At 69.4% G+C, this 25,516-nt stretch carries 21 protein-coding genes and 1 pseudogene; 13 read left to right on the forward strand and 9 right to left on the reverse strand.

The annotated features are described in order from the left end of the window. Positions 1 to 163 precede the first annotated feature (163 nt). Entirely contained in the window at positions 164 to 1,528 is a 1,365-nt protein-coding gene (locus tag ACFVW8_RS05690) for a radical SAM protein (RefSeq protein ID WP_389686367.1), read from the forward strand. 7 nt (positions 1,529 to 1,535) lie between these two features. Here the strand turns inward: ACFVW8_RS05690 and ACFVW8_RS05695 are convergent, their stop codons facing one another. Continuing rightward, a complete protein-coding gene (locus ACFVW8_RS05695; RefSeq protein WP_389686369.1) occupies positions 1,536 to 2,435 on the reverse strand; it encodes a LysR family transcriptional regulator in 900 nt (299 codons plus the stop codon). A gap of 115 nt (positions 2,436 to 2,550) precedes the next feature. On the opposite strand from ACFVW8_RS05695, the gene ACFVW8_RS05700 reads away from it, so the two are divergent. Continuing rightward, the gene (locus ACFVW8_RS05700) at positions 2,551 to 3,441 is read left to right on the forward strand and encodes an oxidoreductase (RefSeq protein WP_389686371.1); all 891 of its coding nucleotides are present in this window, start codon (positions 2,551 to 2,553) and stop codon (positions 3,439 to 3,441) included. A gap of 69 nt (positions 3,442 to 3,510) precedes the next feature. On the opposite strand, the gene ACFVW8_RS05705 is transcribed toward ACFVW8_RS05700, so the two are convergent. Next, complete coding sequence (locus ACFVW8_RS05705) at positions 3,511 to 4,359, reverse strand: NADPH-dependent F420 reductase (protein WP_389686373.1); 849 nt, start codon at positions 4,357 to 4,359, stop codon at positions 3,511 to 3,513. On the opposite strand from ACFVW8_RS05705, the gene ACFVW8_RS05710 reads away from it, so the two are divergent. Together ACFVW8_RS05710 and ACFVW8_RS05715 are read left to right on the forward strand one after the other, a co-directional pair. Beyond that, positions 4,358 to 4,909 carry a GH25 family lysozyme gene (locus tag ACFVW8_RS05710; protein WP_389686375.1) on the forward strand — a complete coding sequence of 184 codons (552 nt, stop codon included), beginning with the start codon at positions 4,358 to 4,360 and terminating at the stop codon, positions 4,907 to 4,909. The two genes, ACFVW8_RS05705 and ACFVW8_RS05710, sit on opposite strands and share 2 nt — an antisense overlap. Then, positions 4,816 to 5,760: pseudogene (locus tag ACFVW8_RS05715) on the forward strand (zinc-binding dehydrogenase). Before ACFVW8_RS05710 ends, ACFVW8_RS05715 begins: the two are co-directional and overlap by 94 nt. Before the next feature lie 32 nt (positions 5,761 to 5,792). Here the strand turns inward: ACFVW8_RS05715 and ACFVW8_RS05720 are convergent. After that, a complete protein-coding gene (locus ACFVW8_RS05720; protein ID WP_389686377.1) occupies positions 5,793 to 6,200 on the reverse strand; it encodes a VOC family protein in 408 nt (135 codons plus the stop codon). 56 nt (positions 6,201 to 6,256) lie between these two features. Here ACFVW8_RS05720 and ACFVW8_RS05725 point away from each other — a divergent pair, with 56 nt between their 5' ends. From ACFVW8_RS05725 to ACFVW8_RS05760, 8 genes are all read left to right on the forward strand, one after another. Further along, positions 6,257 to 6,727 carry a MarR family winged helix-turn-helix transcriptional regulator gene (locus tag ACFVW8_RS05725; RefSeq protein WP_389686379.1) on the forward strand — a complete coding sequence of 157 codons (471 nt, stop codon included), beginning with the start codon at positions 6,257 to 6,259 and terminating at the stop codon, positions 6,725 to 6,727. 35 nt (positions 6,728 to 6,762) lie between these two features. After that, positions 6,763 to 7,032 (forward strand): hypothetical protein, encoded by a 270-nt coding sequence (locus ACFVW8_RS05730; protein WP_024489358.1) that lies wholly within the window; start codon positions 6,763 to 6,765, stop codon positions 7,030 to 7,032. A 404-nt stretch (positions 7,033 to 7,436) separates the two neighbouring features. Further along, positions 7,437 to 8,570, forward strand: a complete 1,134-nt coding sequence (gene chvE / locus ACFVW8_RS05735) for a multiple monosaccharide ABC transporter substrate-binding protein (RefSeq protein ID WP_389686381.1) — start codon at positions 7,437 to 7,439, stop codon at positions 8,568 to 8,570. Further along, positions 8,567 to 10,132, forward strand: coding sequence for a multiple monosaccharide ABC transporter ATP-binding protein (gene mmsA, locus ACFVW8_RS05740; RefSeq protein WP_389686383.1), 1,566 nt, complete (start codon positions 8,567 to 8,569; stop codon positions 10,130 to 10,132). The genes chvE and mmsA overlap by 4 nt, the downstream gene beginning before the upstream one ends. Positions 10,133 to 10,138: 6 nt before the next feature. After that, a complete protein-coding gene (mmsB, locus tag ACFVW8_RS05745) occupies positions 10,139 to 11,374 on the forward strand; it encodes a multiple monosaccharide ABC transporter permease (RefSeq protein ID WP_389686385.1) in 1,236 nt (411 codons plus the stop codon). A 126-nt stretch (positions 11,375 to 11,500) separates the two neighbouring features. Further along, a complete protein-coding gene (locus tag ACFVW8_RS05750; RefSeq protein WP_389686387.1) occupies positions 11,501 to 13,042 on the forward strand; it encodes a carboxylesterase/lipase family protein in 1,542 nt (513 codons plus the stop codon). A gap of 358 nt (positions 13,043 to 13,400) precedes the next feature. Then, positions 13,401 to 14,567, forward strand: coding sequence for a S1 family peptidase (locus tag ACFVW8_RS05755; RefSeq protein ID WP_389686389.1), 1,167 nt, complete (start codon positions 13,401 to 13,403; stop codon positions 14,565 to 14,567). Between the two features lie 492 nt (positions 14,568 to 15,059). Continuing rightward, positions 15,060 to 16,550 (forward strand): UDP-N-acetylmuramoyl-L-alanyl-D-glutamate--2,6-diaminopimelate ligase, encoded by a 1,491-nt coding sequence (locus tag ACFVW8_RS05760; RefSeq protein WP_389686391.1) that lies wholly within the window; start codon positions 15,060 to 15,062, stop codon positions 16,548 to 16,550. Between the two features lie 137 nt (positions 16,551 to 16,687). Here ACFVW8_RS05760 and ACFVW8_RS05765 read toward each other — a convergent pair whose 3' ends face one another. From ACFVW8_RS05765 to ACFVW8_RS05785, 5 genes are all read right to left on the reverse strand, one after another. Next, positions 16,688 to 17,446: a class I SAM-dependent methyltransferase gene (locus ACFVW8_RS05765; protein ID WP_389686393.1), complete on the reverse strand. Its 759-nt coding sequence runs from the start codon at positions 17,444 to 17,446 to the stop codon at positions 16,688 to 16,690. Between the two features lie 229 nt (positions 17,447 to 17,675). Further along, positions 17,676 to 18,191 (reverse strand): DUF6630 family protein, encoded by a 516-nt coding sequence (locus tag ACFVW8_RS05770; protein ID WP_389686395.1) that lies wholly within the window; start codon positions 18,189 to 18,191, stop codon positions 17,676 to 17,678. A 150-nt stretch (positions 18,192 to 18,341) separates the two neighbouring features. Beyond that, entirely contained in the window at positions 18,342 to 19,220 is an 879-nt protein-coding gene (locus tag ACFVW8_RS05775) for a sigma-70 family RNA polymerase sigma factor (protein WP_389686397.1), read from the reverse strand. A gap of 155 nt (positions 19,221 to 19,375) precedes the next feature. Further along, positions 19,376 to 20,305, reverse strand: coding sequence for an LLM class F420-dependent oxidoreductase (locus tag ACFVW8_RS05780; RefSeq protein ID WP_389686398.1), 930 nt, complete (start codon positions 20,303 to 20,305; stop codon positions 19,376 to 19,378). Between the two features lie 79 nt (positions 20,306 to 20,384). Beyond that, positions 20,385 to 23,594, reverse strand: coding sequence for an alpha-L-rhamnosidase (locus tag ACFVW8_RS05785; RefSeq protein ID WP_389686400.1), 3,210 nt, complete (start codon positions 23,592 to 23,594; stop codon positions 20,385 to 20,387). A 270-nt stretch (positions 23,595 to 23,864) separates the two neighbouring features. On the opposite strand from ACFVW8_RS05785, the gene ACFVW8_RS05790 reads away from it, so the two are divergent. Further along, positions 23,865 to 24,758: a GNAT family N-acetyltransferase gene (locus ACFVW8_RS05790; RefSeq protein ID WP_389686402.1), complete on the forward strand. Its 894-nt coding sequence runs from the start codon at positions 23,865 to 23,867 to the stop codon at positions 24,756 to 24,758. Positions 24,759 to 24,789: 31 nt separating this feature from the next. Here the strand turns inward: ACFVW8_RS05790 and ACFVW8_RS05795 are convergent, their stop codons facing one another. Next, positions 24,790 to 25,494: a Clp protease N-terminal domain-containing protein gene (locus ACFVW8_RS05795; RefSeq protein ID WP_389686404.1), complete on the reverse strand. Its 705-nt coding sequence runs from the start codon at positions 25,492 to 25,494 to the stop codon at positions 24,790 to 24,792. Positions 25,495 to 25,516: the final 22 nt, after the last annotated feature.

The following is a 25,516-nucleotide window of genomic DNA, read 5'->3' on the forward strand; positions in this document are numbered from 1 at the left end:
CGGGCCCCACACCCTACTCACCGGTCACTTAGGCTGCGGCGGCGGGCGCCCGCCGCGCCCGTCCGGCAGCCGGTGCGCGGGATCGAGAACGCTTCGCGTCCGTGGTTCGTTGCACAGTTGGCATCCGGAACACCTACGACAACCGGACCGAGGAGCCCCGCACATGCCCAGCCGCACAGACCCCAGCCGCACCGAGCCCGCCCGTGCCGACGCGAGCCGCACCCGCCTGATCGAACGGCTCATGGAGCAGTTCCCGCATGTGCCGCGGGAAGCCGTCATCAAGGAGGACCTGCTGCGCGGCGGGCTTGCCTTCGACGAGTCCGCGCTCAGCGACAACGAGGGCGGTGACGTCAAGCCGAAGTCGTACTTCATCTTCTCCTTCGACCACGGCACCCTGCCCGAGCTGGGGGCGGCCGCCCTGCGCCGGCCGCCGGAGGAGATCGTTCTCACCGGAGGACCGTACGAGCTGAGGCGCACCGTCGTCTCCGTGCGGGTGAACCCGGCGTCCCCCTACCGGGTCGCGGCCGACGCCGACGGCGTGCTCGGGCTGTACCTCGACGGCAGGCGGATCTCCGACGTCGGGCTTCCCCCGATGCCGGACTACTACCGGCACACGCTGGAGAACGGCAAGTCCGTGATGGAGGTGGCGCCCACCATCCAGTGGGGCTACCTCGTGTATCTGACGGTCTTTCGCGTCTGCCAGTACTTCGGTGCGAAGGAGGAGTGCCAGTACTGCGACATCAACCACAACTGGCGCCAGCACAAGGCCGCGGGACGCCCGTACACCGGAGTGAAGCCGGTCGAGGAGGTCCTTGAGGCACTCGCCATCATCGACCGGTACGACACCGCGAAGACGTCCACGGCCTACACCCTCACCGGCGGTGCCATCACCTCGCACATCGGCGGACGGGACGAGGCGGACTTCTACGGCCATTACGCCAAGGCCATCGAGGAGCGCTTCCCCGGCCGCTGGATCGGCAAGGTCGTCGCCCAGGCCCTTCCCAAGGCCGACGTGCAGCGGTTCCACGACTACGGCGTGCAGATCTACCACCCCAACTACGAGGTGTGGGACCCCCGGCTGTTCGAGCTGTACTGCCCCGGCAAGGAGCGTTACGTCGGGCGCGACGAATGGCACCGCCGCATCCTGGACTCCGCCGAGGTCTTCGGAGCCCGCAACGTCATTCCCAACTTCGTCGCGGGCGTGGAGATGGCCGAGCCCTTCGGCTTCACCACGGTGAAGGAAGCCATCGAATCCACCACCGAGGGCCTGCGGTTCTTCATGTCGCACGGCATCACGCCCCGCTTCACCACCTGGTGCCCCGAGCCCACCACCCCGCTGGGCAAGACCAACCCGGACGGAGCGCCGCTGGAGTACCACATCCGGCTGCTGGACGCCTATCGCTCGACGATGGAGGAGTACGGGCTCAGCGAGCCTCCCGGCTACGGTCCGCCGGGGCCGGGGCGCGCGGTGTTCTCCGTCAGCTCCTTCATGGACAGCCTGCCGGCCCGTTCCGACGACGCGGGGTAGCGGCCGGTCAGCCGGCCGGCGGATCCGCCGCCGTGGCGAGTTCCCGTACCACCTCGGCGAAGCCCCGCACCAGCGCGGTGTCCTTGCCCTCCACCCAGGCGAGCACCACCCGGAGCGGTTCCACATCGGTCAACGGGACCCAGGAGAGGTCCGGCCGCGCGTAGTAGCGGGCCATGCTCAGGGGAGCGAAGCAGACGGAGGAGCCCTCCGCCACCTGCTCCAGCATCTCCTCGACGTTGTCGTTGGTCGGGCCCCAGTTCGGACTCGAACCGTCCGGCCTGGGGTTGACCGCCCACCAGTCCACCCACCCCCGCGGCGCGCGCTGCGTCCACATCAGCGGCTCGTCGCCCACTTCGAGCACCGAGATGCCCGAACGGCCCGCCAGCGGATGCCCGCAGGGCAGCCCCACGACACGCGGCTCGCTGTGCACGAGCTCGCTGCGCAGCCCGCTCAGATCGTTGGGCAGCCAGACGAAGGCGACATCGGCGAGGCCCTCGCGCAGCGCGTCGGCCTCCTGTCCCCAGTCATAGCGCTTGGGCGCCACCCGCACCCCCGGGTGGCGCCGGGCGAACTCCGCGCGGGCGAGCGTGGTGAGTTCGCCCGCACCGCTCGCCTCGAAACCCACCCGAAGGACACCGGCCTCGCCTCGGGTGTGCCGCTCCGCCGCCGCCGAAACACGCTCGGACTGACGCACGGTGAGCAGCGCCTCCGCGATCACATCACGCCCCGCAGCGGTGGCCGAGACACCACCGGCATGCCGGTCGAATAGCCGCACCCCCAGCTCCGACTCCAGGCTCTTGAGGGCGTAGGAGAGGGCGGGCTGGCTGACGAACAGCCGACGGGCGGCCCGCCCGAGGTTCTCCTCCTCGGCAATCACAGTGAGGTAGTGCAGCTGACGCAGCTCCATCCAGCGATCATAAGGCGGCTTTATCGATCGAAAAAATCTCTGTCCTGGACCGCCCGCGGAGCCCGATGGCATAACGGAGTCACCACAACAGCCCGCTGGACACATGGAGTCAGGCATGAACGCCGAGCACAGCACGAACGCCGGACACAGCGCACCTGCCGGCGGTGAAGCAGCCGGCCGCGTCTGGCTGATCACCGGGGCCTCCTCCGGATTCGGCCGGGCCATCGCCTCCGCCGCGCTGGCCGCCGGCGACACCGTCGTGGCCACGGCCCGCAGGCCGGAGACGCTCGACGACCTCGTCGCCGCCCACCCCGACCGCGCCGTCGCGGTCCAGCTGGACGTCACCGACTCGGCGCGCATCGCGGATGTCGTCGCGGACACCGTGCTCTGGCACGGGCGGATCGACGTCGTGGTCAACAACGCCGGTATGGGGATGGTCGGCGCCGTCGAGGAGACCAGCGACCGCGAGCTGCGCGATCTGATGGACCTGCACTTCTTCGGGCCGGCCGCCCTCGTGCGCGCCGTACTGCCGCACATGCGCCGCAATGGCTCCGGCGCCGTGGTCCAGATGAGCAGCATGGGCGGCCGCTTCACCTTCCCCGGCGTCGGCGCCTACTCGGCGACGAAGTTCGCCCTGGAGGGCCTGTCCGAGGCGCTCGCCGCCGAGGTCGCCCCGCACGGGATCAAGGTGCTGATCGTCGAGCCCGGTTCGTTCCGGACCGGCTTCGCCGGGGGAGGCGCCCTGCACCAGGCCGCTCCGCTCGTCGCCTACGAGAAGACCGTCGGCCCCGTGCGCGCCGATCTGCCCGGCTCGGACGGCAAGCAGGAGGGCGACCCGGACAAGGCGGCGGCAGCGATCCTGACCGCACTGGCCGCTGAAGACACCCCGCTGCGGCTGCCGCTGGGTGACGATGCCACGGACGCGGTCCTCACCAGCCTCGACGCCTCCCGCGTCGAGGTGCTGACCTGGGAGAAGCTCAGCCGGAGCACCGCTTTCGACGACTGAGTCGCCGGCCCCGCCCCGCCACCACACGCCCCGGCCCGGGCTCCGGGCCGGGGCGTCAGGCCTCGGGCCTCAGGCCCGCCACTCGGCGGTCCGCTCGGGAGACGCAGAGTCCAGGGCCTTCTCGATGGCAGCCGTGTCACCCCGGTTGCCGTACACCGGCGTCCCCGGCTGCTGGCGCCAGGATGTGTCGAGGCCGCCCGCGTCCACGGTGTCGAATCCCAGCTCGTCGATCAGCTCCAGGACCGTCCGCTTGGCGGCCGCGTCGTCACCGGCCACCGGAAGGGCCTGCCGGTCCGCGGTGCCGCTGGGGCGGCCGTGGGTGATGATGTCCTGCGCATACGTCCCGTTGAACGCCTTGATGACGGGGTGGCCGATCTGCTGCTCCGTCCAGCGGCTCTCCGGAAGGCCCTCCTCGATGGCGGCGATGCGGCCGTCACGCTGTGGGTAGTAGTTGCCGGTGTCGATGACCGCGGCATCCTGCGCAGCGGCGTCGAGGAAGCCGGCGGGGAGTGCGGGAACAGCCTTCAGCGGAATGGTGACGATCACGACGCGGGCGTCCCGGGCGGCCTCCGCCGCCGTGACCGCGGTGGCGCCGGTCTCCTCGGCCAGCGCGGCGAGTGTCTCGGGACCGCGGGAGTTGGCGACGGACACCTCGTGTCCCAGTGCGGCCAGGCGTCGGGTGAGGTTGCCGCCGATGTTGCCTGCCCCGATGATGCCGATCTTCATGGATCCGACCTTCCGAAGGTGCCTGAATTGCGTGAGTGGGCCCTGCCGGTTCACCAACTCGCTCCTGCCCGGACCTATTCCGGGTGAGGGTGAAACGATTCCTCTGCCACTTCGGCGGATGGGACCCGCGAGTCGGGGGCACTTAACGGGGAGAAAGCGGAATCGTGCAGACCATTTGAAGGCGGTGCCCATGCTCCATGGTGTCGATGTCAGTTCCTACCAGTCGTCCTTCGACACGGACGGACTGGACTTCGTCCTCATCAAGGCCACCGAAGGGCGTTCGTACGTCAATCCGCATCTGTCCGACCAGACGAAGCGCGCACGGGACGCGGAATGCGTGGTCGGCTTCTACCACTTCCTGTGGCCCGGGAACATCAAGGCGCAGGCGGCGTACTTCCTGAGCAAGGCGCCGGAGAAGGCGGGGGAGCTGCTCGCCGTCGACTGGGAGCAGAACGGCGAGGGCACCAGGGCGAGCAATGCCGAGAAGGACCAGTTCATCCGCGAGGTCAAACGACTGCGGCCGCACCACCGCGTTCTGCTGTACTGCAACCGCTACTTCTGGCTGAATCACGACACCACGTCGTACGCCGGGGACGGTCTGTGGATCGCCGACTACGTCACCGCGGGCAAGCCCCGCATCAAGGCGTCCTGGCGCATCCACCAGCACACCGACCACCCCCTGGACAAGGACGTGGCGGACTTCTCCTCGCGGTCGGCGATGCACACCTGGGCGAGGGGATAGCAACGGGGCCGAGGCTGAGAGGGGGCGAGAACCAGCCACCGGAAATATTCTGTTTCGAGGCGTGTGTGCCCGGCCGAGACGCCATCCCCTGGCTCGGTGAGGCCTGCGGACACTGCGTCTCCGGCTGGGAGACGCACTGCATGGGGCAGCAGAACAGCGGCTACTCGGTGGACGGCAGTCATGCGGAGTACGCACTCGCCCACGGCACCTACGTGGTTCGCGTGCCCGACGGCATCGACCCGCTGGACGCGGCGCCCCTGACCTGCGCCGGCGTCACCACATACAAGGCGGTGAGACTCTCCGGCGCGCGTCCGGGTACCCGCGCTCTTGTCTCCGGCATCGGCGGGCCGCGGCACCTCGCCCTCCAGTACGCGCGGATCTTCGGCGCCGGGACCGTCGCCGTCGACGTCACCGACGAGAAGCGGGCTCTCGCCAGGGAGCTGGGCGTCGACCACGTCATCGACGCCCGGATCCAGGACGTCGCGCCGAGGAGACCCACCGCCTCGGCGGCGCCGACGCGGCGATCTCGCTCGCGGTGAGCAACGAGTCGTTCGGCGCGGCCCACGGTGCGCTGCGCCGGGGCGGCACCCTCGTTCTGGTGGCAATCCCTGCGGAGGGGAAACCGGAACTCCCGGTCTTCGACACGGTGCTGAACGGCACGAAGGTCGCCGGCTCGATCGTCGGGACCCGCGAGGACCTGGCCGAGGTCTTCCGGACTGCACCGGCTCGGCCGCACTCGCGTGGTCCGCGAGAGCCGGGACCTGGCGGACATCAACACCGCGATCGACGAAGTCCTCGAGGGGAAGGTGTCGGGGCGCCTCGTCTTCGACCTCGGCGGCGCTCCGGCATGATCGCCGAGCCGCGTGCTCCGCCGCGCGCCCGGTCAGTAGGACTGCAACTCGATGAGGTGGCCCTCGGGATCCCGTACATGGGCGGTGCGGAGCCCGGGGCCCCACTCGGGCCGGTCGCACGCCCCCGCAACGGGAGCCGCTCCGTGAGCCAGACAATGGGCCAGCCCGGCATCGACGTCCGCGACCCGGCAGACGAACATCGACCGGTCCTGCGAAGGCGGCGCCCCGGCGGAGAGCTCGGAGGTGCCCGCGACCGCCGCCATCGCGTTGCGGTCGAACAGCACCAGCGCGCCCTGGCCGTCCACGTCCCAGTGCGCGTACGGGCCGGACTCGCTCCCGCTCGCCCGCACGGCTCCGATCAGGCCGGGCAGCACGGCGTCGTAGAAGCGGAAGCATTCCGCGAACCCGCCGACCAGCAGGCGGGGGTGCAGGGCGTCCATGACGGCTCCATCAGTAGGTGCGTACCTATCATTGGTGAAGCCCTACAATATACGTGATGAACATGAACGAGACCCCGCCCAGCCTCCTGGGGCTCACGACCTATCTGATGTCCAGGACCGGCAAAGTGGCCCGCGGCCGGCTGGCCGAGCGGCTGACCGCGCGCGGACTGCGTCTCTGGCACATGGCCGTGCTGGCGGCATTGGTCGACTTCGGCCCTCATGTGCAACGGGAGCTCGCGGACCGGCTGGCCGTCGACCGGAGCGACATCGTGAAGATCGTGGACGATCTGGCCGTGGCCGGACTCGTCGAGCGGGCACGCGACACCGCCGACCGGCGCCGCGTCACAGTCACCGTCGGTCCGGCCGGACGCGCGCTCCTCGACCGGCTCCATGCCGAGGCGTTCACCGTCCAGAACGATCTGCTCGCACCCCTGACCGGCGCGGAACGCACACAGCTGGCAGGCCTGTTGCGGCGTGTGTACGACCATGTCCAGGACGACAACGCGCCGCGGCGGCCAGGTCGCTGACCGATTCGGCCCGTCCCGTGCGGCAGACTTCTGCGGTGACCACAGCCGCGGCTCAGCCGCCTCGTGACCGTGCGCTCGGGCGCGGTATCTCCACCCTCATTCCGCAGGCCGCGACTGCGACGCCGGCCGAACAGGCAGCGGCGGTCCTGACCGCGATGCAGAGCGTTCCGGTGCGCGTCGGCGTGCTCCAGGCGGCTGTGGTGCTGCTGGAGGAGCGGGTGCGTGCCACCAACGACGACGCCGAACGTGCGGCGGCGGCGACCACGGTGGCGATGCTTCGCACTGCGATCAGCCAGGCCCGCTGACCCGGCGCCAAGGCGCCGCGACGCCTCGGTTCACCCAGGCCGGCAACCCGGTGGCGCGAGGGTGAACCGGCCTGTTCTTTGCGTCGGTTGGGCCGTCGGCCCGGGCGGCCGAAAGTCGTCCCCCTCCCGGGTTCGCACCGTCCGTGCCTGTGCGAACCATTGACACCCGTCCCGACCTCTCACTACCGTCACGCCAGCATTTCGAACGAACGACGAAATTTCGAACAGCGCATTGGCTGACACCCTGCGCGCAGCCACCTTGGCGGCCACAGGGAATGGCCGGAGGCGGCTGCCTCGTGAGTGCTTTCCGTTGCCCAGCTATCCGAACCGTGTCCGATATACCGAACGCCCGATGAGGGGCACTCGGCCCGCCCAGCCGTTCCCCTCGCACCCGGAGGATCGACATGCGCACCTCACCCACCGCGAGTTTCCCGCGCGCCGCACGGACCGTCACGGTCCTCACCGCCCTCGCCCTTTCCGCCACCCTCGCCGCCTGCGGCCAGAGCGGCGACGGCGGCAGCAAGGAGAAGAAGGCGGGCGGCAAGGGCTCCACCATCGGAATCGCCATGCCGACCAAGTCGTCCGAACGCTGGATAGCCGACGGCAAGAACATGGCCGCCGAATTCAAGAAGCTCGGCTACAAGACGAATCTGCAGTACGGCGAGGACGACGTCGACCAGCAGGTGTCCCAGATCGAGAACATGATCACCAAGGGGGTGGACGTCCTCGTCGTCGCCGCCATCGACGGCCGCGCGCTGAGCGACGTACTGCACCAGGCGGGGGAGCAGGGCATCAAGGTCATCTCGTACGACCGGCTCCTACTCGGCACACCGGACGTCGACTACTACGCCTCCTTCGACAACGAGAAGGTCGGTGAACTCCAGGCCGGCTACATCGTCGACAAGCTCGGTCTGAAGTCGGGCAGCAAGAAGGGTCCGTTCAACATCGAGCTGTTCGCCGGATCCTCGGACGACAACAACACGCGCTACTTCTTCCAGGGCGCCTTGAAGGTCCTCAAGCCGTACATGGACAAGAAGCAGTTGGTCGTCCGCAGCAAGCAGACGAAGCTCAACCAGATCACCACGCTCCGCTGGGACGGCGGAACGGCCCAGAAGCGCATGGACAACCTGCTGACCAGCGCCTACTCCTCCACCGAAGTCGATGCCGTGCTCTCCCCGTACGACGGCATCTCGATCGGCGTCATCTCGGCGCTGAAGTCGGACGGTTACGGCACCGCTTCCAAGCCGTACCCCGTCGTCACCGGCCAGGACGCCGAGGTCGCCTCGGTGAAATCGATCATCGCGGGGCAGCAGACGCAGACCGTCTACAAGGACTTCCGCGCCCTGGCCAAGCAAGCGGTCCAGATGGCGGATGCCGTACTGAACGACAAGAAGCCCGAGGTCAACGACACCACGACGTACGACAACGAGAAGAAGGTCGTGCCCTCCTTCCTGCTCGACCCGGTGAGCGTCGACAAGTCCAACTACCGTGCCGAGCTGGTCGATTCCGGCTTCGTCAAGGAGAGCGACCTCCGATGACGGTGCCGACGGCGGGCCCGGCCCCCGCGCCGGTCCTGGAAATGCGGTCCATCGTCAAGACGTTCCCCGGTGTCAAGGCGCTCTCCGACGTTTCCCTGACCGTTACCGAGGGCGAGGTGCACGCGATCTGTGGGGAGAACGGCGCCGGGAAGTCGACCCTGATGAAGGTCCTCAGCGGAGTGCATCCGCATGGCAGCTACGAGGGCGAGATCCGGTTCCGGGGTGAGGGCTGCGCGTTCAAGGACATCCGGGCGAGCGAGGCGCGCGGCATCGTGATCATCCACCAGGAACTCGCCCTGGTGCCGTACCTCTCCATCGCGGAGAACATCTTCCTCGGCAACGAGCACGCCCCACGCGGCTTCATCAGCTGGAACGAGACCTTGCGCCACACCGCGGCCCTCCTCGACCGGGTAGGCCTGCACGAGAAGCCGCAGACCAGGGTCGCGGACATCGGTGTCGGGAAGCAGCAGCTCGTCGAAATCGCCAAGGCACTGTCCAAGAAGGTCGAGCTCCTGATCCTCGACGAGCCGACCGCCGCCTTGAACGACGAGGACAGTGCCCAGCTCATCACCCTCATCAAGGAACTCAAGGGTCAGGGCATCTCGTCGATCATCATCTCGCACAAGCTCGGCGAGATCGCCGCGGTCGCCGACTCCGTCACCGTCCTGCGCGATGGCCGGACTGTCGAAACCCTCGACGTGCACGACGAGTCAACCACCGAGGCCCGCATCATCCGGGGCATGGTCGGCCGCGAGCTGGACCGCCGCTTCCCCGTGCGCACTCCGTACGAGGGGGATCCGGAAGCCCATCCAGCACTGGAGATCCGCGACTGGACCGTGCATCACCCGATCGACCAGCACCGCAAGGTGGTCGACCGCGTCTCCGTCCGGGCCGGGCGCGGCGAGGTCGTCGGCATCGCCGGGCTGATGGGTGCAGGCCGCACCGAGCTCGCCATGAGCGTCTTCGGCCGCAGCTACGGGCGCAACATCAGCGGCACGGTCCTCAAGGACGGCAAGGAGATCCGCACTCGCAGCGTTTCCGAGGCGGTCCGCCACAAGATCGCCTACGTCACCGAGGACCGCAAGCAGTACGGCCTGAACCTCATCGACACCATCGGCCGCAACATCAGCCTCGGTGCCCTGGGCAAGGTCTCGCGGCGCGGGATCGTCGACGAGCACGAGGAGACCCGTGTCGCCGAGTCGTACCGCACCTCCATGAACATCAAGACCCCCACAGTCTTCGAGCAGGCGGGCCGGCTCTCCGGCGGCAACCAGCAGAAGGTCGTCCTCAGCAAATGGATCTTCGCAGGTCCGGACGTCCTCATCCTCGACGAACCCACCCGCGGGATCGACGTCGGCGCGAAGTACGAGATCTACACCGTCATCGACCGGCTCGCCGCCGAGGGGAAGGCCGTCGTGCTCATCTCCTCCGAACTCCCCGAGCTCCTCGGCATGTGCGACCGCATCTACACCATGGCGGCCGGCCGTCTCACCGGCGAAGTCCCGCGCGCGCAGGCCACCCAGGAGGTCCTTATGCGCCACATGACCAGCGACAAGAGGTAGCAGGAAATGCCCCAGGCCCCCACCGACACCCCGCCGCGCATCGGCAAGGCGGCCCCCGCCGAACCCTCGGCGACCGGTGCCCTCCTCCTGAACGCGGTCCGCCGCAACATGCGCCAGTACGGAATGCTCATGGCGCTCGGGCTGATCGTCGTCCTCTTCGGGATATGGACCGACGGCGTACTGCTCAAGCCGAACAACGTGACCAACCTGGTCCTCCAGAACAGCTACATCCTGGTCCTCGCCATCGGCATGATGATCGTGATCATCGCCGGGCACATCGACCTTTCGGTCGGTTCGCTGGCGGCCTTCGTCTCCGCGGCCTGCGCCGTCATGATGGTTGAGCACGACGTGCCCTGGGTGCTCGCTCTCGTGCTGGGCCTCCTTCTCGGAGCGGTCGCGGGCGCCTGGCAGGGCTTCTGGATCGCGTACGTCGGAATCCCCTCGTTCATCGTGACGCTGGCCGGAATGCTCCTGTTCCGCGGTGGCACGGACATCCTTCTGGGCAGCCGCTCCCTCGGCCCGATCCCCGACGGCTTCCAGAAGATCTCCACCGGATACCTCCCGGAGATCGGACCGAGCACCAACTACCACAACCTGACCCTGCTTCTGGGGCTCGCACTGCTGGCGTTCGCCCTGCTCCAGGAGGTCCGTGACCGACGCCGGCAGCAGCGCTACGAACTGGACGTCCTGCCCCGGAACCTCTTCCTCGTCAAGTGCGCCGCGATGGCCGCGGCCGTACTCGCGTTCACCATGACCCTGGCCAGCTACCGCGGCGTCCCCGTCGTGCTCCTGCTGCTCGCCGTGCTCCTGATCGGGTTCGGATACGTGATGCGCAACGCGGTGATCGGCCGTCATGTGTACGCGCTCGGCGGCAACCGCGCCGCGGCGAAACTGTCCGGTGTGAAGGACCAGCGCGTCACGTTCTTCGTGTTTGTGAACATGGGCGTACTCGCCGCGCTCGCCGGCGCCGTCTACGCGGCCCGCCTCGGGGCCGGCGTTCCTCAGGCCGGCACCAACTTCGAACTGGAGGCCATCGCAGCCGCGTTCATCGGCGGAGCCTCCATGAGCGGCGGTGTCGGCACGGTCTTCGGCGCAGTCATCGGCGGCCTCGTGCTCGGCGTCCTGAACAACGGCATGTCGCTGGTGGGTATCGGCACCGACTACCAGCAGGTCATCAAGGGGTTGGTGCTGCTCGCCGCCGTCGGCTTCGACGTCTACAACAAACGCAAGGTGGGCTCGTGACCAGGCATGACCGGCACCGTCCGGCCGTCCCGGGGCAGTGAACAATGCACTCGCGCCGTTGCCGTGTGCTCTGCCATCCTGACCACCGCCGCCCGGCCGGGGCAGTGAGCGAAGGACGGCAGGCATATGGTGACGAGTGTCTTCGACACGACATGCGGGCGGGTACGGGGCCGCGCCCCGGAGCGGGGTGTCGTCGCCGTTCTCGGAATCCCGTATGCCGAGCCGCCGTTCGGATCGAACCGCTTCAGGGCGCCGCGCCCACGCAGACCCTGGGCGGGCATCCGGGACTGCGCCGGCTTCGGTCCGGTGGCGCCGCAGTCGGCAGAGCTGCCGGGCGCACCGAGCTGGTCGCCCGGCGACGAGGATGTCCTGAGCCTCAACGTCTGGACCCCGGTCGCCGCCGGGGGCATCCCCGCCGGGCCGCTGCCCGTGCTCGTCTGGATCCACGGCGGCGCCTACACCTTCGGGTCGGGCGCCCAGCCCGACTTCGACGGCACCGCTCTCGCCCTGGCCGGACTGGTCATGGTCACCTTCAATTACCGGCTCGGATTCGAGGGCTTCGGACACGTCCCGGCCGGCGGTGAGGACGGCCCCTGTCCGCCCAACCGCGGGCTGCTCGACCAGATCGCCGCCCTGAAGTGGGTGCGCGAGAACATCGCCGCCTTCGGCGGGGATCCGGGGAACGTCACTCTGGCCGGGCAGTCCGCCGGAGCCACCTCGGCGGCCTGCCTGATGACGATGGACGGAGCGCGTGGACTGTTCGGGCGCGCGATCACACACAGCCCGGTCGGCCCCTGCTACTCACCCGAACTCGCCGGCCACCTCATGGAGAAGGTGGCCGCCGAGGCGGCTGTCCCCGCCACGCGCGCCGGACTGGCAGCCGCCTCGCCGCACGCCCTCGTGCGGGCGTCCGACGCCGTCGTGGACGGATACCGGCACAGCCCCGAGTCCGGGCATCTTCACTGGGACCCGGTCATCTACGGCCCGGTCGCCGACGGAGTGCAGCTGCGCGCCGACCCGCTCGCCGCCCTGGCCGGCGGGGCGGCCGCGGAAATCGACCTGCTCGTCTGCCACGCCACTCAGGAGTACTGGCTGCTGGATGCCGTCAGCAGCGCCGCGAAGGTCACCACCGAGGAACAACTCGCCCGCTTCGCAGGAGACTTCGAACTCCCGGGCTCATTGCCCGAGGGCTACCGAACGCTCATGCCCGATGCCCCCGTCGGAGACGTCCATCTCGCCCTGTACGGGGACCTGGCGTACGGCGAGTACAGCAGCCGGCTCGCCGAAACCCATGCGCGGTCCGGGGGCCGCACCTTCCTGTCACGCTTCGACCGGCAACGGGGCGAACCGCATTCTGTGGCGTACGCCTGGCACTGCGCGGATGTTCCGTTCGCCTTCGGGAACCTGGCGGAGGAGAGCGTCCGTTTCCTGATCGGCGGCGCGCCGACAGCATCGGACCATCACCTCTCGGACCGGATGACCGCCGCCTGGGCCGGATTCGCGGCCACCGGCGAACCGGGGTGGGAACCGCTCGCCGTCTCCGGCGGCCCGGTCCGGACCTGGGAGACCACGGACACCACCAGGGCGCCTGCCCCCGGCCACTGGTCGGACAGCGGGGCGGTCCGCGCGCTGTGGCGGAGCTTCCGGTACCAGCCTCTGCGACCCTGAGGAAGCACACCCCGAGCTCACGGCGCCGACAACCCCCGAAGCCGCGGGCCCCGAGGCGGCCGCAGCATGACGCAGCCGGCATTCATGTCCGCTCTCCTCGCCCGACCCCGGCGAGCGGTGCTCTCCCGCGCCGCCCCGCTGTTCAACCCAGGTGACCGTAGGGCGAGTTCGGATCCACGGGATGGGTACGGCTACGCAATCGGGAGAGCCCGGGCCGGTCGTGCATTGGCATGGACCTGCAAACAACTCTGGGCTACAGTCCGGAACGGCACACTCTGAGAGCGCTCTCAGATGAGACCCCTCCCGGACGCCTGCTGTTCCTCCCCCACTTCGCCGGAACAACAGAAGGGCCAATGCCTTGAGACGCACTACAGCTCTACGGACCGCTCTGTCCGCCGTGCTCCTCGTCGGAGCCTGGGCGGGCGCCGGATTCCCCTCCGCCTCCGCCGCAGACACCCCCGCCACCGGATCCCGCGCCGTCTCCGACACGCCCCCGGCGTCCGCCGGACTGCTGTCCGCCATGCAGAAGGACTTCGGCCTGACGGAGAGTCAGGCCAGGGCGAGGCTGTCCGCGGAGAAGACGGCGACCGCGATACAGGGAAAGGCGAAGCACGCCGCAGGAGCGGCGTACGGCGGCTCCTGGTTCGACCCGGCAACCGGCGACCTCACCGTTGCTGTCACCAGCCGGAAGCAGGAAGCGGCTGTCCAGGCGACCGGTGCAGCCGTCCGGCTGGTCAACCACACCGCGCGCAAGCTCGACGCAGTCAAGGCGCGGATCGACACATTCGACGCACCCGCCGGGGTCAGCAGCTGGCATGTCGACCCCGAGGCCAACACGGTCGTCGTGAACGTCGTCTCCTCCGCGGGGTCTGACAACGATGTCCAGAAGTTCGTCAAGCGGGCCCGCGAGGCCGGGCCGGTCGTCGTCGAGCACACCGCCAAGGCACCGCAGACCTTCGCCGCGGGCACCGTGGGCGGGGACCCCTACTACACGGGGAACGTACGGTGCTCCATCGGCTTCTCCGTCAATGGCGGCTTCGTCACCGCCGGACACTGCGGACAGGCGGGTGCGGCCGTCAGCGGGTGGGACGGCTCCGCCATCGGCAACTTCCAGGGCTCGTCCTTCCCGGGCGACGACTACGCCTGGGTCAGTGTGGGCAACGGCTGGTGGACCGTCCCCGTCGTGCTCGGCTGGGGCACAGTCTCGGACCAGCTCGTACGCGGCTCCGCCGAGGCCCCCGTCGGTGCCTCGATATGCCGCTCCGGTTCCACCTCGCACTGGCACTGCGGCAACGTACTGGCCACCAATGACACGGTGAACTACAGCCAGGGCGCGGTTTACCAGATGACCAAAACCAGCGTGTGCGCGGAGCCGGGCGACTCGGGCGGCTCGTTCATCAGCGGCGATCAGGCGCAGGGCGTCACCTCCGGCGGCTGGGGCGACTGCAGCTCGGGCGGCGAGACCTGGCACCAGCCGATCAACGAGATTCTGAACCGCTACGGGCTGACGCTCCACACGGCCTGACCACCCCCGACCGGTCCCGAGGGCCCGTCGCGCGGAGGAGCACACCGCTTCCGCGTGACGGGCCTTCGCGTGCCACCGGTCGCCCCACCGTGGGCAGGGACCCGTCGCGCATCTGCCGCGCCCCCACCGTGATCCCCGCAGGAACGACGACGGGGGACCCAGTGAGCTCCCCGGGACGTACACTCCACTTATGGGTCACACAGAAGCAGTGAGGGAGTGCCTGCGACAGGCGCCTCAACTGCTGGGCCCCGCCGCCCCTCAGGCGCGCTGCCGCGCCCTGCACGGTCACGGCTGACCAGGACCCACCCCAGCCGGCCCCACCGCGACGTCATTCCGCTTGTGGCCGTGCTCCCCACTCCGCCACCGTCGGAGTTCTTCCACCGCCTTCGCTGCGCACACCGCGGCACCCCACCATGCGCAGCTCCCGCGGCGCGCCGTCGGCAACCCCACGGCGGCCGACGGGGACGAGCCGCATCTTCGAGAGGACCCTGCATGAAACTGAGGGAGTTGCTGGCCGGGCACGATCACGAGGTCCTCCTCGGCGATCCGGAGACCCCGATCACCGCCGGAGCATGCTTCGACGCCCACCGCGTGACACCGGGTTCGCTGTACATCGCCGTACCCGGCCATCGCGAGGGCGGCCCCGGGGCCGTCGGCCCGGCGCTGGCACGGGGCGCCGTGGCCGTGCTGGTGGACAGGGATGCACCGGACGTCCTGGCGGCGGTGCGGGCATCGCCCGCCGGCGCGTGCGTGGTGCGGGTGGCGGACACCCGCACGGCAGCCGCGGTCGTCACCTCCCGATATCACGGGGAACCCGGCCGGAGCATGGACATGGTGGCCGTCACCGGCACCAACGGGAAGACCTCGGTCTCGTACATGGTCGAATCGGTACTCAGGATCGCCGAGGGCGCGCGCGTCGGAGTGATCGGTACCGCCGGCAGCCGCATCGGTGACGAACTCATCCCGATGCCACGCTCCGTCCTGACGACACCGGAGTCACCGGACTTCCAGTACCTCCTCGGGCACATGCGGGACCACGAGGTCGGCACAGTCGTCCTGGAAGCGACCTCGATGGGACTGCTGCACCACCGGGTGGACCGCGCCTTCCTCGACGTGGGCATCTTCACCAACCTCACCCAGGACCACCTGGACGACCACGGCACCATGGAGAACTACCGCGACGCCAAGCTCCGCCTCTTCCAGGGGCTGTGCCGGAGCGCCGTGGTCAACGCGGACGACCCCGTGGGAGCCGCCATCGCCCCGGCCATGCCGGGCATGGTCACCACCTACGGCATCGACGCCGAGGCCGACTACCGGGCCACGGACCTGAGCATGAACGCCTTCGGTACCCGCTTCACCCTCCACCACGAGGGCAGCAAGTACCCCGCGGCCATTCCGGTGCCGGGGCGGTTCTCCGTGTCCAACGCGCTGGCCTCCGTCGCGGCCTGTCACCTCCTGGGCCACGACCTCGCCGGACTTGTTGCCGCACTCGACCGGATGCCTCCGGTCCCCGGCCGGCTCGAACGCTTCGAGACGCCCCGCGGTACCGCGGTGATCGTGGACTACGCCCACTCCCCGGATTCCCTGGACAAGGTCCTCAGCGCCGTCCGGGACTTCTCACAGGGCCGGGTCATCACCGTCTTCGGCTGCGGGGGAGACCGGGACGTCACCAAGCGTGCCCAAATGGGTGAGATCGCCGGAAACCACTCCGACCTGTGCGTACTGACGTCGGACAACCCCAGGAACGAGGACCCCGAAGCGATCATGGACCAGATCGCCCCGGGTCTGGAAGGCACCGGAACCAGGTTCGAACGCCACGCGGACAGGCGCTCGGCCATCGCCTCCGCCCTGGAAGCCGCCGGACCGGATGACATCGTGCTGGTGGCGGGCAAGGGCAGCGAGCCGTACCAGATCGTCGGCGAACAGCTGATCCTGTTCAGCGACATGGCGACGGTCCGCGAACTCGCCGCACTCCAGGACTGACGGCCGGCGCTCTGCGCCCACCGCAGAGCGCCACATCACGTGACGCATCCGAACCGCACATCCTCACCCGGCAGCGCCCTGAGTCACCCTCGAACGTGAGCCGGGCCGGTCCGCCAGGCCGCCCGAACGAGCCGGGGTCATGGCGTGACGGACACAGTCGAGGGCTCGGTGGCCTTCCGCCGGAAGAGCGCGGTCCAAAGGAAGGGTTCACCGAAGAGCGGCGAATCGGGCGCTTCGTCCCGCATGCGGCGCAGCTCGATCTCGGTGAGGTCGGAGAAGATCCAGCGCAACGACTCCGGCGTGTAGGCGAGCCCGCCCTGCAGGCCGGACCGGGTGTAGAAGTCAGCGTCGCTCAGCTCCGAGCCCATGGCACCGGCTGCGAAGCAGGTGAGGGCGAGATACCCGCCCGGCGCCAGCACGCGCTCCAGCAGAGCACGGTAGCTGATGCGTCGGTGCGGCGGGAGATGGTGGAAGCAGCCGGAATCGTAGATCAGGTCGTACCGGCGGTCATGTGCGGAGAGCAGATCGAAGGCGTCCCCGCAGCGGAAGCGGACCGTGACACCCGCCTCTGCCGCCCGGCTCTCGGCCCAGTCGATCGCGGCCGGTGACAGGTCTACGGCGTCCACCTCGAATCCTCTGGACGCCAGATGGATGGCGTTGCGACCGGGACCGCAGCCCAGATCGAGTGCCCGGCCAGGCCCGATCAGCCCCCGGTCGAGCAGCGAGTCCAGGTTCTCGTCGGGCTTCGGCACGAAGAACGGAACCGGCTTCGAACGGTCGGCGTAGAAGCCGTCCCACCACGACGCGCCACCCGACGTCCAGCGGTCGGCCTCCGGCGCGAACAAGCCGTCGAGCAGCCTCAGAACGTCGTCCACACCTCGAATGTTCCGGTCCATCCGGCCCCCTTCCTGATATCGGCGAGGATAGGCTTGGCCGGCACGAAAAACCAGGTCAGGGCGGGTGCCTGGTGTCGCGCCGCGGGTGTTTCAGGGGGCCGCGGCGGGGCAGTGGGAACCCGCCCCGCGCCCGGGGTGAACGACCCCTCGAAAGCCGCCGACAGGGTGCCGTGACACCATTCCCGGCGCCGTCGAGCCCTCCTTCTCCAGCAATCTGCCGGACCTCGGATCAAGCGCCGAGACCTCGTGCAGTGAACCCCGCCCTGGCCGCGAGCGCGGTCAGTTCCTCCACGCGTGCGGCGCGCAGGGACACCACCGGGTAGCAGTCCGAGTCGATGTCGAGGACGGCAAGCGCCGCGCCGACGTCGCGATAGTGCCTGCCGCACGCCTGCAGGAACTCATGGGTCGGCAGGAGCATGTCCTGCGCGTCGACCAGGACCCAGGGATCCACGGACGGTCGCGACGCAAGCGCTCGAAGCTGGGCCCGTATCTCCTCGGCATCCTCCTTCCAGTCCAGCTCGGCCAGCAGCCGGTGGTCGGCGAGAGCATCGACGAGCGCTGTCCAGGCGAGATCGGGCCGGGGTCCTGCGATGCCGCGCTCCGCCAACTGCGCGGCATGGTCGCGCACATACCCCGCGGGGTCGTCGTGGGCGTGCAACACCCGCGCGGCGACGGCCTCGTGGGCGGGCGCGAGCAACGCCGCCAGAGCGGCCAGGGACGTACGGGCTTCGTCTGTACCGGACATGGCGAGGGCTCCTTGGGCGGCCGTGGGGCTGCGTCGCGGGTGGGATGAGGCACCCGGTCCGGCGCCCTCGTAAAACCCTGCCACAGGGGTACGACAACGACGTGCCCGCAGTGGACGATGCACTCGCCAGGGGTCTCACGGGCGCCGGCATCAGCTTTCGAGGACAGCGACTTCGAGCCCGCGGAGCCGGTCCGGGTCCGCCACCACGTCGATCCCGGTGATCAGTCCGTCGACGATCGCGAAACCGAGGACCAGCCGCAGACGGCCCAGGGGGGCCATCACGAGCGCGACAGCACCGCCGACCAGCGCCACCCCGGTGAACCGCGCCCGTCCGGTGGCGGCCATCGCACCCTTCGCCACGGTGACGTCACCACGGACCACGACGGGTTCGGGGGTGGGCACCACCGAACGGTCGGCGTGCAGCACCACATCCGGATGGAGCAGCGTCACCAGGGCGTCGAAGTCCCCGGCGCGGGACGCGGCCAGGAAGGCCTCGACGATCTGCCGACGTCGTGCCAGGTCAGCATCGGGCAACGCTGTGCGCCCCTGGACCCGGCGGCGGGCCCGGCTGGCGAGTTGCCGCGCCGCGGCCGGCGAACGGTCGAGCAGTGGGCCGATCTCGTCGAACGGCACAGCGAACATGTCGTGCAGTACGAAGGAGAGACGCTCAGCCGGCGAGAGGGTGTCGAGGACCACCAGCAGCGCCAGCCCCACCGAGTCGGCGAGCAACTCCTCCTGCTCGGGATCTTCGCCCTCCTCGGCGCCGCCGGCCCGGTCGTACGTGTCGAGCGGGTCCTCACGCCGGGTGTGACGCGCGCGGAGCATGTTGAGACAGACCCGGCCCACCACGGTGGTCAGCCACCCGGTGAGGTTCTCCACCTCGCTGATGTCGGCCCTCGAAGCCCGCAGCCAGGATTCCTGAAGGGCGTCATCGGCCTCACTCGCCGAACCCAGCATCCGGTAGGCCACAGCCTTCAGGTGGCCTCTGTCGTGCTCGAACCGTTCGGTCAGCGATGTGGGGTCGTCCATGGGTCACAGTCCTCCGTAGGCAGGTGTCACGAAGGTGACACCCGGAAACCTACTGGTGTGACCGCGGACCGGCACGGCTCCGCATAGTCCGGTGCCGCGCACCTGCCGCACTGCGGGGCTGTCCCCGGGACGGCCCGCCCCGGGGACAGCCCGGCTCAGACGCCGGCAGCTCGCGCCGCCTCGTATACCTCGGCCGCCACATCGATGAGCTCCGTGGCGTCACGGGTGGTGCCCTGGAGATCCAGCATGAACTCGGGGACGCCCGTGGCCGCGTGGGCCACCAGGTCCTCGACGATCTGCGCGGCGCTGCCGTGGAACGGCTGCCGGTCCTGACCCTTCACCGGTTCGGCGCTGTACCGCGCGTTGGCGCGGGCACAGACTCCGACCGGCCGCTCTCGCCCGCGCTCGGCGGCGGCGTCCTGCACCCGCTGCCACTGCTCGGACAGCTGCGACGCGCCCATGGCGACGGGCATCCAGCCGTCGGCCCGGTCGACCAGACGGCGGGTGGCCCGTGGACTGTTGGCCGGCAGGTAGACCGGGATGGGACGGGCCGGCTTCGGCCCCACCTCGGACGGGGCGATCGTGGTCAGATCGCCCTTGTACGAGACGGGGTCCGGCCCCCAGACGGCCGCACACACGTCGAGGAGCTCGTCGAGAACCGCGCCGCGCTTCTCGAAGGGGGCGACGGAGGCAGCCGCGTACTCGTCCAGGGACCAGCCCGTTCCCAGCCCCGCGATGACCCGGCCACCGCTGGCCGCGTCCAGCGAGGCGAGCGAACGGGCCAGCTGGAAGGGGACATGCAGCGGCGCGACCAGCACACTGGTCCCGAGCCGGGCACGGTCGGTGGCCGCCGCGGCCAGTGTCAGCGTGACCAGCGGATCGGCGACGCTGCGGTACTGATCGGGCCAGGCCAGCCCCGGGATCCCGTACAGGCCCTGGGTGGCGGGCTCTGGAAAGAGCACCCGCTCGAACACCCACAGACTCTCGTACCCGACTGCTTCCGCAGCCCGTGCCACCTCGACCACGTCGCGGCCGAGGTCGTACTGCTTCATCTGCGGAAGGCCAAGACCGAGTGGGATCGGCATACGTCTGACTCCCTCTGTGCGGTGTACGTGCGGTGTACGGGGCAACTACCTTACGGTGAGGCAGAGGTGAGGGGGTGTCCTACGCGGTGAAGCGGTGGCTTCCGGAACCGGCCCGGAACACCGCGCAGCCCTCCTCCTCGCGCAGGAACGTGGCATGCGTGTGAGTGACCGTGTCCGGGGTCTTCGCGGGGACCCACACCTCGGCGGTCGTGTTCGGGGGCACGGTGCACTTCAGATCGATTCCGCCGGACCGCAGCTTCCACTGGGTGGTGACGGGGCCGTAGACCGAGGCGAACGTGGCACGGGCCGAGGTGACGTCGCCGCCCGGACGCGGACGGATGACGATCTCGCGGAACCCGGGCCGGCCCGCCGAGATGCCGGCGATGTTCGTGTACATCCACTCACCGACCGACCCGTAGGCGTAGTGGTTGAACGAGTTCATCCCGGCATCCTGGAAGCTGCCGTCCGGCCGGATGGAGTCCCAGCGCTCCCACATGGTGGTGGAGCCCTTGTCGATCTGGTAGCCCCAGCTGGGGAAGGAGTGCTGCTGGAGCAGGCGGTAGGCGATATCGGTGTGGCCGGTCGCGGTGAGCACGGGCAGCAGCCGGGGTGTCCCGAGGAAGCCCGTCGACAGATGCCAGTCCTTCGCCTCGATGAGAGCGACAAGCCGGTCGGCCGCCGCCTCTCGCAACGTCTCCGGCAGCAGGTCCATCGACAGGGACAGGACATACGCCGTCTGCGTGTCGCCCTTCACCCGTCCCTCGGCGCTGACGTACGCGGTCCTGAACGCCTCGGTTATGCGGATGAACAGGTCACGGTAGGGGGCAGGGTCCTCGCCCAGTTCCGTGGCCGTCCGGGCCGCGAGATCGGCACTGTGCGCGAAGTACGCGGTGGCGATGACGTCCTTCGGTGTCTCGTCGGAGACGTTCAGCCAGTCCCCGTATCCGCCGTCCGGCCGCAGCAGGCCGTCGCTGTTCTTCTCCAGGAACTTCAGCCAGGCCCGGATGGACGGCCAGGCGTCCTTGAGGACCTGCTGGTCCCCGTACGCCTGGTACAGCGACCAGGGGACCGTGACGCCCGCGTCTCCCCAGCCTGCGGCGCCGTTGCCCACGTTGCCGACGATGGGTGCCACGTCCGTGAAGGCGCCCTCGGCGGTCTGGGCGTCCCGCAGGTCCACGAGCCACTTGGTGAGGAAGCGGGCCGACTCCATCGTGTACGCGGCAGTCGGTGCGAAGACGTTGATGTCGCCGGTCCATCCCAGCCGCTCGTCCCGCGCGGGCGTGTCCGTCGGGACCGAGAGGAAGTTGCCGCGCTGACCCCATGTGATGTTGCTGTGGAGCTTGTTGAGCATCGGGACGTCGGTCTCGAACTCGAAGGTGAACGGGGCCGAGGTGTGCATGACACGACCGGTCAGCGCACTGGCCGGGGGAGCGGAGGGGAGGCCGGTCACCTCGACGTAGCGGAAACCGTGGAAGGTGAAGCGAGGTTCGTACGTCTCGCCACCGCCACCCTTGAGGACATAGGTGTCGGTGGCAGCGGCGGTGCGCAGATTCGCCGTGTAGATGGTGCCGTCCGGATTGAGGACCTCGGCATGGCGCAGACGCACGGTCGTGCCCGCCTCGCCCGAGACGTGCAACCGCACCGAGCCGACCATGTTCTGGCCAAGATCGAAGACGAAGACGCCCGGCATGGGCTCGGTCACCTTTCTGGTGGGCAGCTCCTTGGCCACCCTGACCGGACCGTCCACCTGGGCGACGATCAGTCCGGGAGCGGCATCGTCGGCGGCGCGGATCTCGGACCAGGTCCGGTCGTCGAAGCCTGCTGAGGTCCAGCCGGCTGTCTCCTTGCGCGCGTCGTACGATTCGCCGCTGAGCAGATCGGCGGAGACGATCGGCCCGGAGGCGGCCCGCCAGTCCGTGTCCGAGGTGATGCGCAGGCTCGTACCGTCCGTGTACTCGACCTCCAACTGGGCAAGAAGCGCCGGACGTTCGCCGTACTGATGAGGCCCGAACATACCGACGTTGCCCGCGTACCAGCCCGGTGCCAGGTACGCGCCGATGGCATTCGCGCCGGGCTTCAGCAGCGTGGTGACGTCGTACGTCTGGTACTGGACGCGTTCGCGGTAGTCCGTCCAGCCGGGAGCCAGCTGATCGCGGCCCACACGGCGGCCGTTGAGGTGGGCCTCGTACAGGCCCAGGGCGGTGGCGTACAGGCGCGCCCGTGCGACCTTCTTGCGCGGGAGTCGGAACTCGCGCCGCAGCTGGCTGGCTGCGAATACCCCCGGCACGACCTTGCCCCAGGGGGCGGCTCCCCAGGCGGCCGCCTCCTTCGCGGCCGGCCAGCCGCTGTCGTCGAAGCCGGGTCCGCGCCAGTCGCCTGAGGGTTCCGTGTCCGCCGACTTCCAGGAGGCGTCGGTGACGACGTTCTGATCGCCGGACGGGGCGCGCAGGGTGAGCGCGGCGATCAGGCCGGCAGCTCCTTCGCTCGCGTTGTCCGCCGACACGGCGAGGATGTTCCTGCCGGGAGTCAGGTGCTCCAGAACGTCGACGACCGCCGGGTGGCGCCAGCCCTCGTTGTCGGTCGCCAGGTCGGTGCGGGCGACCTCGGCGCCGTTCACGGAGACGGCGTACACGTTGTCCGCGCTGATGGAGAGGGTTGCGGCGGTCACCCCGTCCGCGACATCGATGGTGCGGCGGAACCAACGGGTCCCGGCCGGGGCGCTGCTGGCCGGTTCGCCCTCGGGGAACCAGATCCAGGCACTGTCCTCGAGCGAAGGCGCGTCCGTGAGGGCCGGGGGAGCGGAGACCCAGGTGGCTGACCACTGCGCGGGGTCCATGAGGCCGGTCTCCCACCACGAAGGAGCGCTCCAGCCGGACTCGCCGCCGTTCGTGTCCCACACCCGCACGGACCAGAAGTAGCGTGTCCGCGGCTTGAGCCGGGGGCCCGCGTAGGGGACGAGGACGGACTCGCCGGCCGTGACCTTCCCGCTGTCCCAGACGTCCGGGTCCGACAGACGGGATTCGCTGGAGGCGACCCGGATCCGGTAGGCGCTCTGCTGTACATCCGGCTCGTCCGAGGTGATCGGCCAGCTCAGCCGGGGGTGTTGCGCGTCGAGGCCCAGGGGGTGCTGGACGTACTCGACGGTCGGCGCGGCGACGCGTGGCCCGCCGCGCCGCGTGTACCCCCGGGAGGGTGCCGAAGCCGGTGCGGCCACGGCTGGTGCGACTCCGGCTGCCACGGCGCCCACCGTGGCAGCCGCGCTCGTCAGGATGTTCCTCCTGCTGATCACTACGGCCCCTCACATAGAAGGTGATGAATCGATTCATAGAATGAACGTAGCTGAACGTATGGTCGGGCGAGGTGGGGGTCAATGAGTGTGCAGGGAGATTCTTGCTCGGGTGTTGCATTTGCGCAGTGCCCTCGAAGTGCACTTCACTGCACAGGAGTTACGCGATTGAACGGTTTCAATCGAGTCGCCTACGGGAGTGGCGTCGCCGCGGCACCATGAGCAGCCGGGCGCACTCTGGCCCTGCGTTCATTCTCTGACTATGGTCAGAGAATGAACGCAGGGCAGATCGACCAGGTGCGGCGGTTCAACCGCACCGTCACCGCGTGCGTGGGCGTGCTCCAGGACCGCTACCTGGCCCGCGACCGGCCCATCGGCGAGGCCCGGCTCCTGTGGGAGACCGGTGAGCAGGGGCAGGACGTACGGCGGCTTCGCGAGCGACTGGGCCTCGACTCGGGATACATCAGCCGGCTGCTGCGCTCGCTGGAGACCGACGGCCTGGTGACAGTGGAACCACACCCCGAGGACAGACGCGTACGCCAGGTCCGGCTCACCGCGGCGGGCCGCGCGGAGCGCGCGGTGCTCGACGGACGCAGTGACGAACTGGCCGGCTCCCTGCTGGCCCCGCTCAACTCCGCCCAGCGTGTCCGGATCGTGGCCGCCATGGCGGAGGTCGACCGTCTGCTGACCGCCGCGACCGTCATGCTGGACGCCGTTGACCCGGACCACCCTGATGCCCGGCACTGTCTGCGGTCCTATGCCGGCGAACTGGCGGAACGCTTCGACACCGGCTTCGACCCGGCACGGAGCCTGCTGCCCGACGCGGGGGAACTACGCCTGCCCCACGGGCTTTTCCTGGTCGCCCGGCTCCACGGCGAGCCCATCGGCTGTGCGGGGCTGAAGCTTCCGCCCGGCGCTCCGGCCGAGATCAAACGTATGTGGGTCGCGCCCCGGGCCCGGGGGCTCGGCCTGGGCCGCCGGTTCCTGACCGAGCTGGAGGCGCGGGCCCGCGAACACGGCCGCGACGTGCTGCGTCTGGACACCAACAGAACGCTCACCGCCGCGATCAGCCTCTATCACTCCGCCGGCTTCGAGGAGGTCCCCGCCTTCAACGACGAGCTGTACGCCGACCACTGGTTCGAGAAGAGGGTTGCCGTGCCCCGGTGACTGACACTTTCGGACGCTGCTGACCGCTCTGCTACGGCTTCCCGGGCGCGGTCGACCGTTTGGTGATCTCGGTCCTGACCGTCTCGCGCAGTTCGTCCGGGGTGAAGCCGAGAGTGCGCAGGATCTGGGCGGCGGGGCTCTCCTCGGCACGGATCAGGCCCAGGAGTGTGTGTTCCGTGCCGACCCAGTCGTGGCCGAGGTCATTCGACGCACGACGCGCCTGCTCGATAGCCTCTTTGCTCTCCGGCCGGAACGCGATGTGCCCCCGCAGCGCCTTCTCGCCGGCGGGCGGCATCGCTTCCTCGACGGCGTCGCGGATGCGTTGCTCCGAACCGGCTTTCGCGGTCAGTACCTCGTACGCGAGGCCCTGCGGTTCGCCGAGCAGGCCGAGCAGGATGTGTTCGGTGCCGATGAAGCCGTGCTTGTGCGTTCGGGCGGCCTCCTGTGCCAGCACGATGATGTGGCGGTTCAAGTTGGTGTACCGCTCGAAGGGGCCGGGTGCGTGGCGTTGCTGGGCGGCCTGCTTGGACACCCCGATGGCATCGCCGATCTCGGTCCACGACGCGCCGGTCTGCTTGGCCTGACTGACGTAGTGGTCGATGAGCTGGTCACCGAGGTCGGACAGGGTCTGGGCGCGCAGTCGTGCCTCGCTGATGCGGGCGAGTTCGTCGGCGCCGGTGAGTTCCTCGTCGAGACGGGCGATCAGGTCAGCGAGGCTGATGTCGAGTGGACTCATGCGTCAATTTTAAGTTGACGGC

The organism is Streptomyces sp. NPDC058221 (genome assembly GCF_042882365.1).
GTDB lineage: Bacteria > Actinomycetota > Actinomycetes > Streptomycetales > Streptomycetaceae > Streptomyces.

What these genes read in the sequence shown, in the direction of transcription:
- ACFVW8_RS05725 (WP_389686379.1), top strand. Translation starts at nt 6,257, where the DNA reads ATGAACATGAACGAGACCCCGCCCAGCCTCCTGGGGCTCACGACCTAT.
- ACFVW8_RS05775 (WP_389686397.1), bottom strand. Translation starts at nt 19,220, where the DNA reads ATGGACGACCCCACATCGCTGACCGAACGGTTCGAGCACGACAGAGGC.
- ACFVW8_RS05795 (WP_389686404.1), bottom strand. Translation starts at nt 25,494, where the DNA reads ATGAGTCCACTCGACATCAGCCTCGCTGACCTGATCGCCCGTCTCGAC.
- ACFVW8_RS05780 (WP_389686398.1), bottom strand. Translation starts at nt 20,305, where the DNA reads ATGCCGATCCCACTCGGTCTTGGCCTTCCGCAGATGAAGCAGTACGAC.
- ACFVW8_RS05750 (WP_389686387.1), top strand. Translation starts at nt 11,501, where the DNA reads ATGGTGACGAGTGTCTTCGACACGACATGCGGGCGGGTACGGGGCCGC.
- mmsA (WP_389686383.1), top strand. Translation starts at nt 8,567, where the DNA reads ATGACGGTGCCGACGGCGGGCCCGGCCCCCGCGCCGGTCCTGGAAATG.
- ACFVW8_RS05710 (WP_389686375.1), top strand. Translation starts at nt 4,358, where the DNA reads ATGCTCCATGGTGTCGATGTCAGTTCCTACCAGTCGTCCTTCGACACG.
- ACFVW8_RS05770 (WP_389686395.1), bottom strand. Translation starts at nt 18,191, where the DNA reads ATGTCCGGTACAGACGAAGCCCGTACGTCCCTGGCCGCTCTGGCGGCG.
- ACFVW8_RS05695 (WP_389686369.1), bottom strand. Translation starts at nt 2,435, where the DNA reads ATGGAGCTGCGTCAGCTGCACTACCTCACTGTGATTGCCGAGGAGGAG.
- ACFVW8_RS05690 (WP_389686367.1), top strand. Translation starts at nt 164, where the DNA reads ATGCCCAGCCGCACAGACCCCAGCCGCACCGAGCCCGCCCGTGCCGAC.
- ACFVW8_RS05760 (WP_389686391.1), top strand. Translation starts at nt 15,060, where the DNA reads ATGAAACTGAGGGAGTTGCTGGCCGGGCACGATCACGAGGTCCTCCTC.
- chvE (WP_389686381.1), top strand. Translation starts at nt 7,437, where the DNA reads ATGCGCACCTCACCCACCGCGAGTTTCCCGCGCGCCGCACGGACCGTC.
- ACFVW8_RS05720 (WP_389686377.1), bottom strand. Translation starts at nt 6,200, where the DNA reads ATGGACGCCCTGCACCCCCGCCTGCTGGTCGGCGGGTTCGCGGAATGC.
- ACFVW8_RS05790 (WP_389686402.1), top strand. Translation starts at nt 23,865, where the DNA reads ATGAACGCAGGGCAGATCGACCAGGTGCGGCGGTTCAACCGCACCGTC.
- mmsB (WP_389686385.1), top strand. Translation starts at nt 10,139, where the DNA reads ATGCCCCAGGCCCCCACCGACACCCCGCCGCGCATCGGCAAGGCGGCC.
- ACFVW8_RS05700 (WP_389686371.1), top strand. Translation starts at nt 2,551, where the DNA reads ATGAACGCCGAGCACAGCACGAACGCCGGACACAGCGCACCTGCCGGC.
- ACFVW8_RS05705 (WP_389686373.1), bottom strand. Translation starts at nt 4,359, where the DNA reads ATGGGCACCGCCTTCAAATGGTCTGCACGATTCCGCTTTCTCCCCGTT.
- ACFVW8_RS05765 (WP_389686393.1), bottom strand. Translation starts at nt 17,446, where the DNA reads ATGGACCGGAACATTCGAGGTGTGGACGACGTTCTGAGGCTGCTCGAC.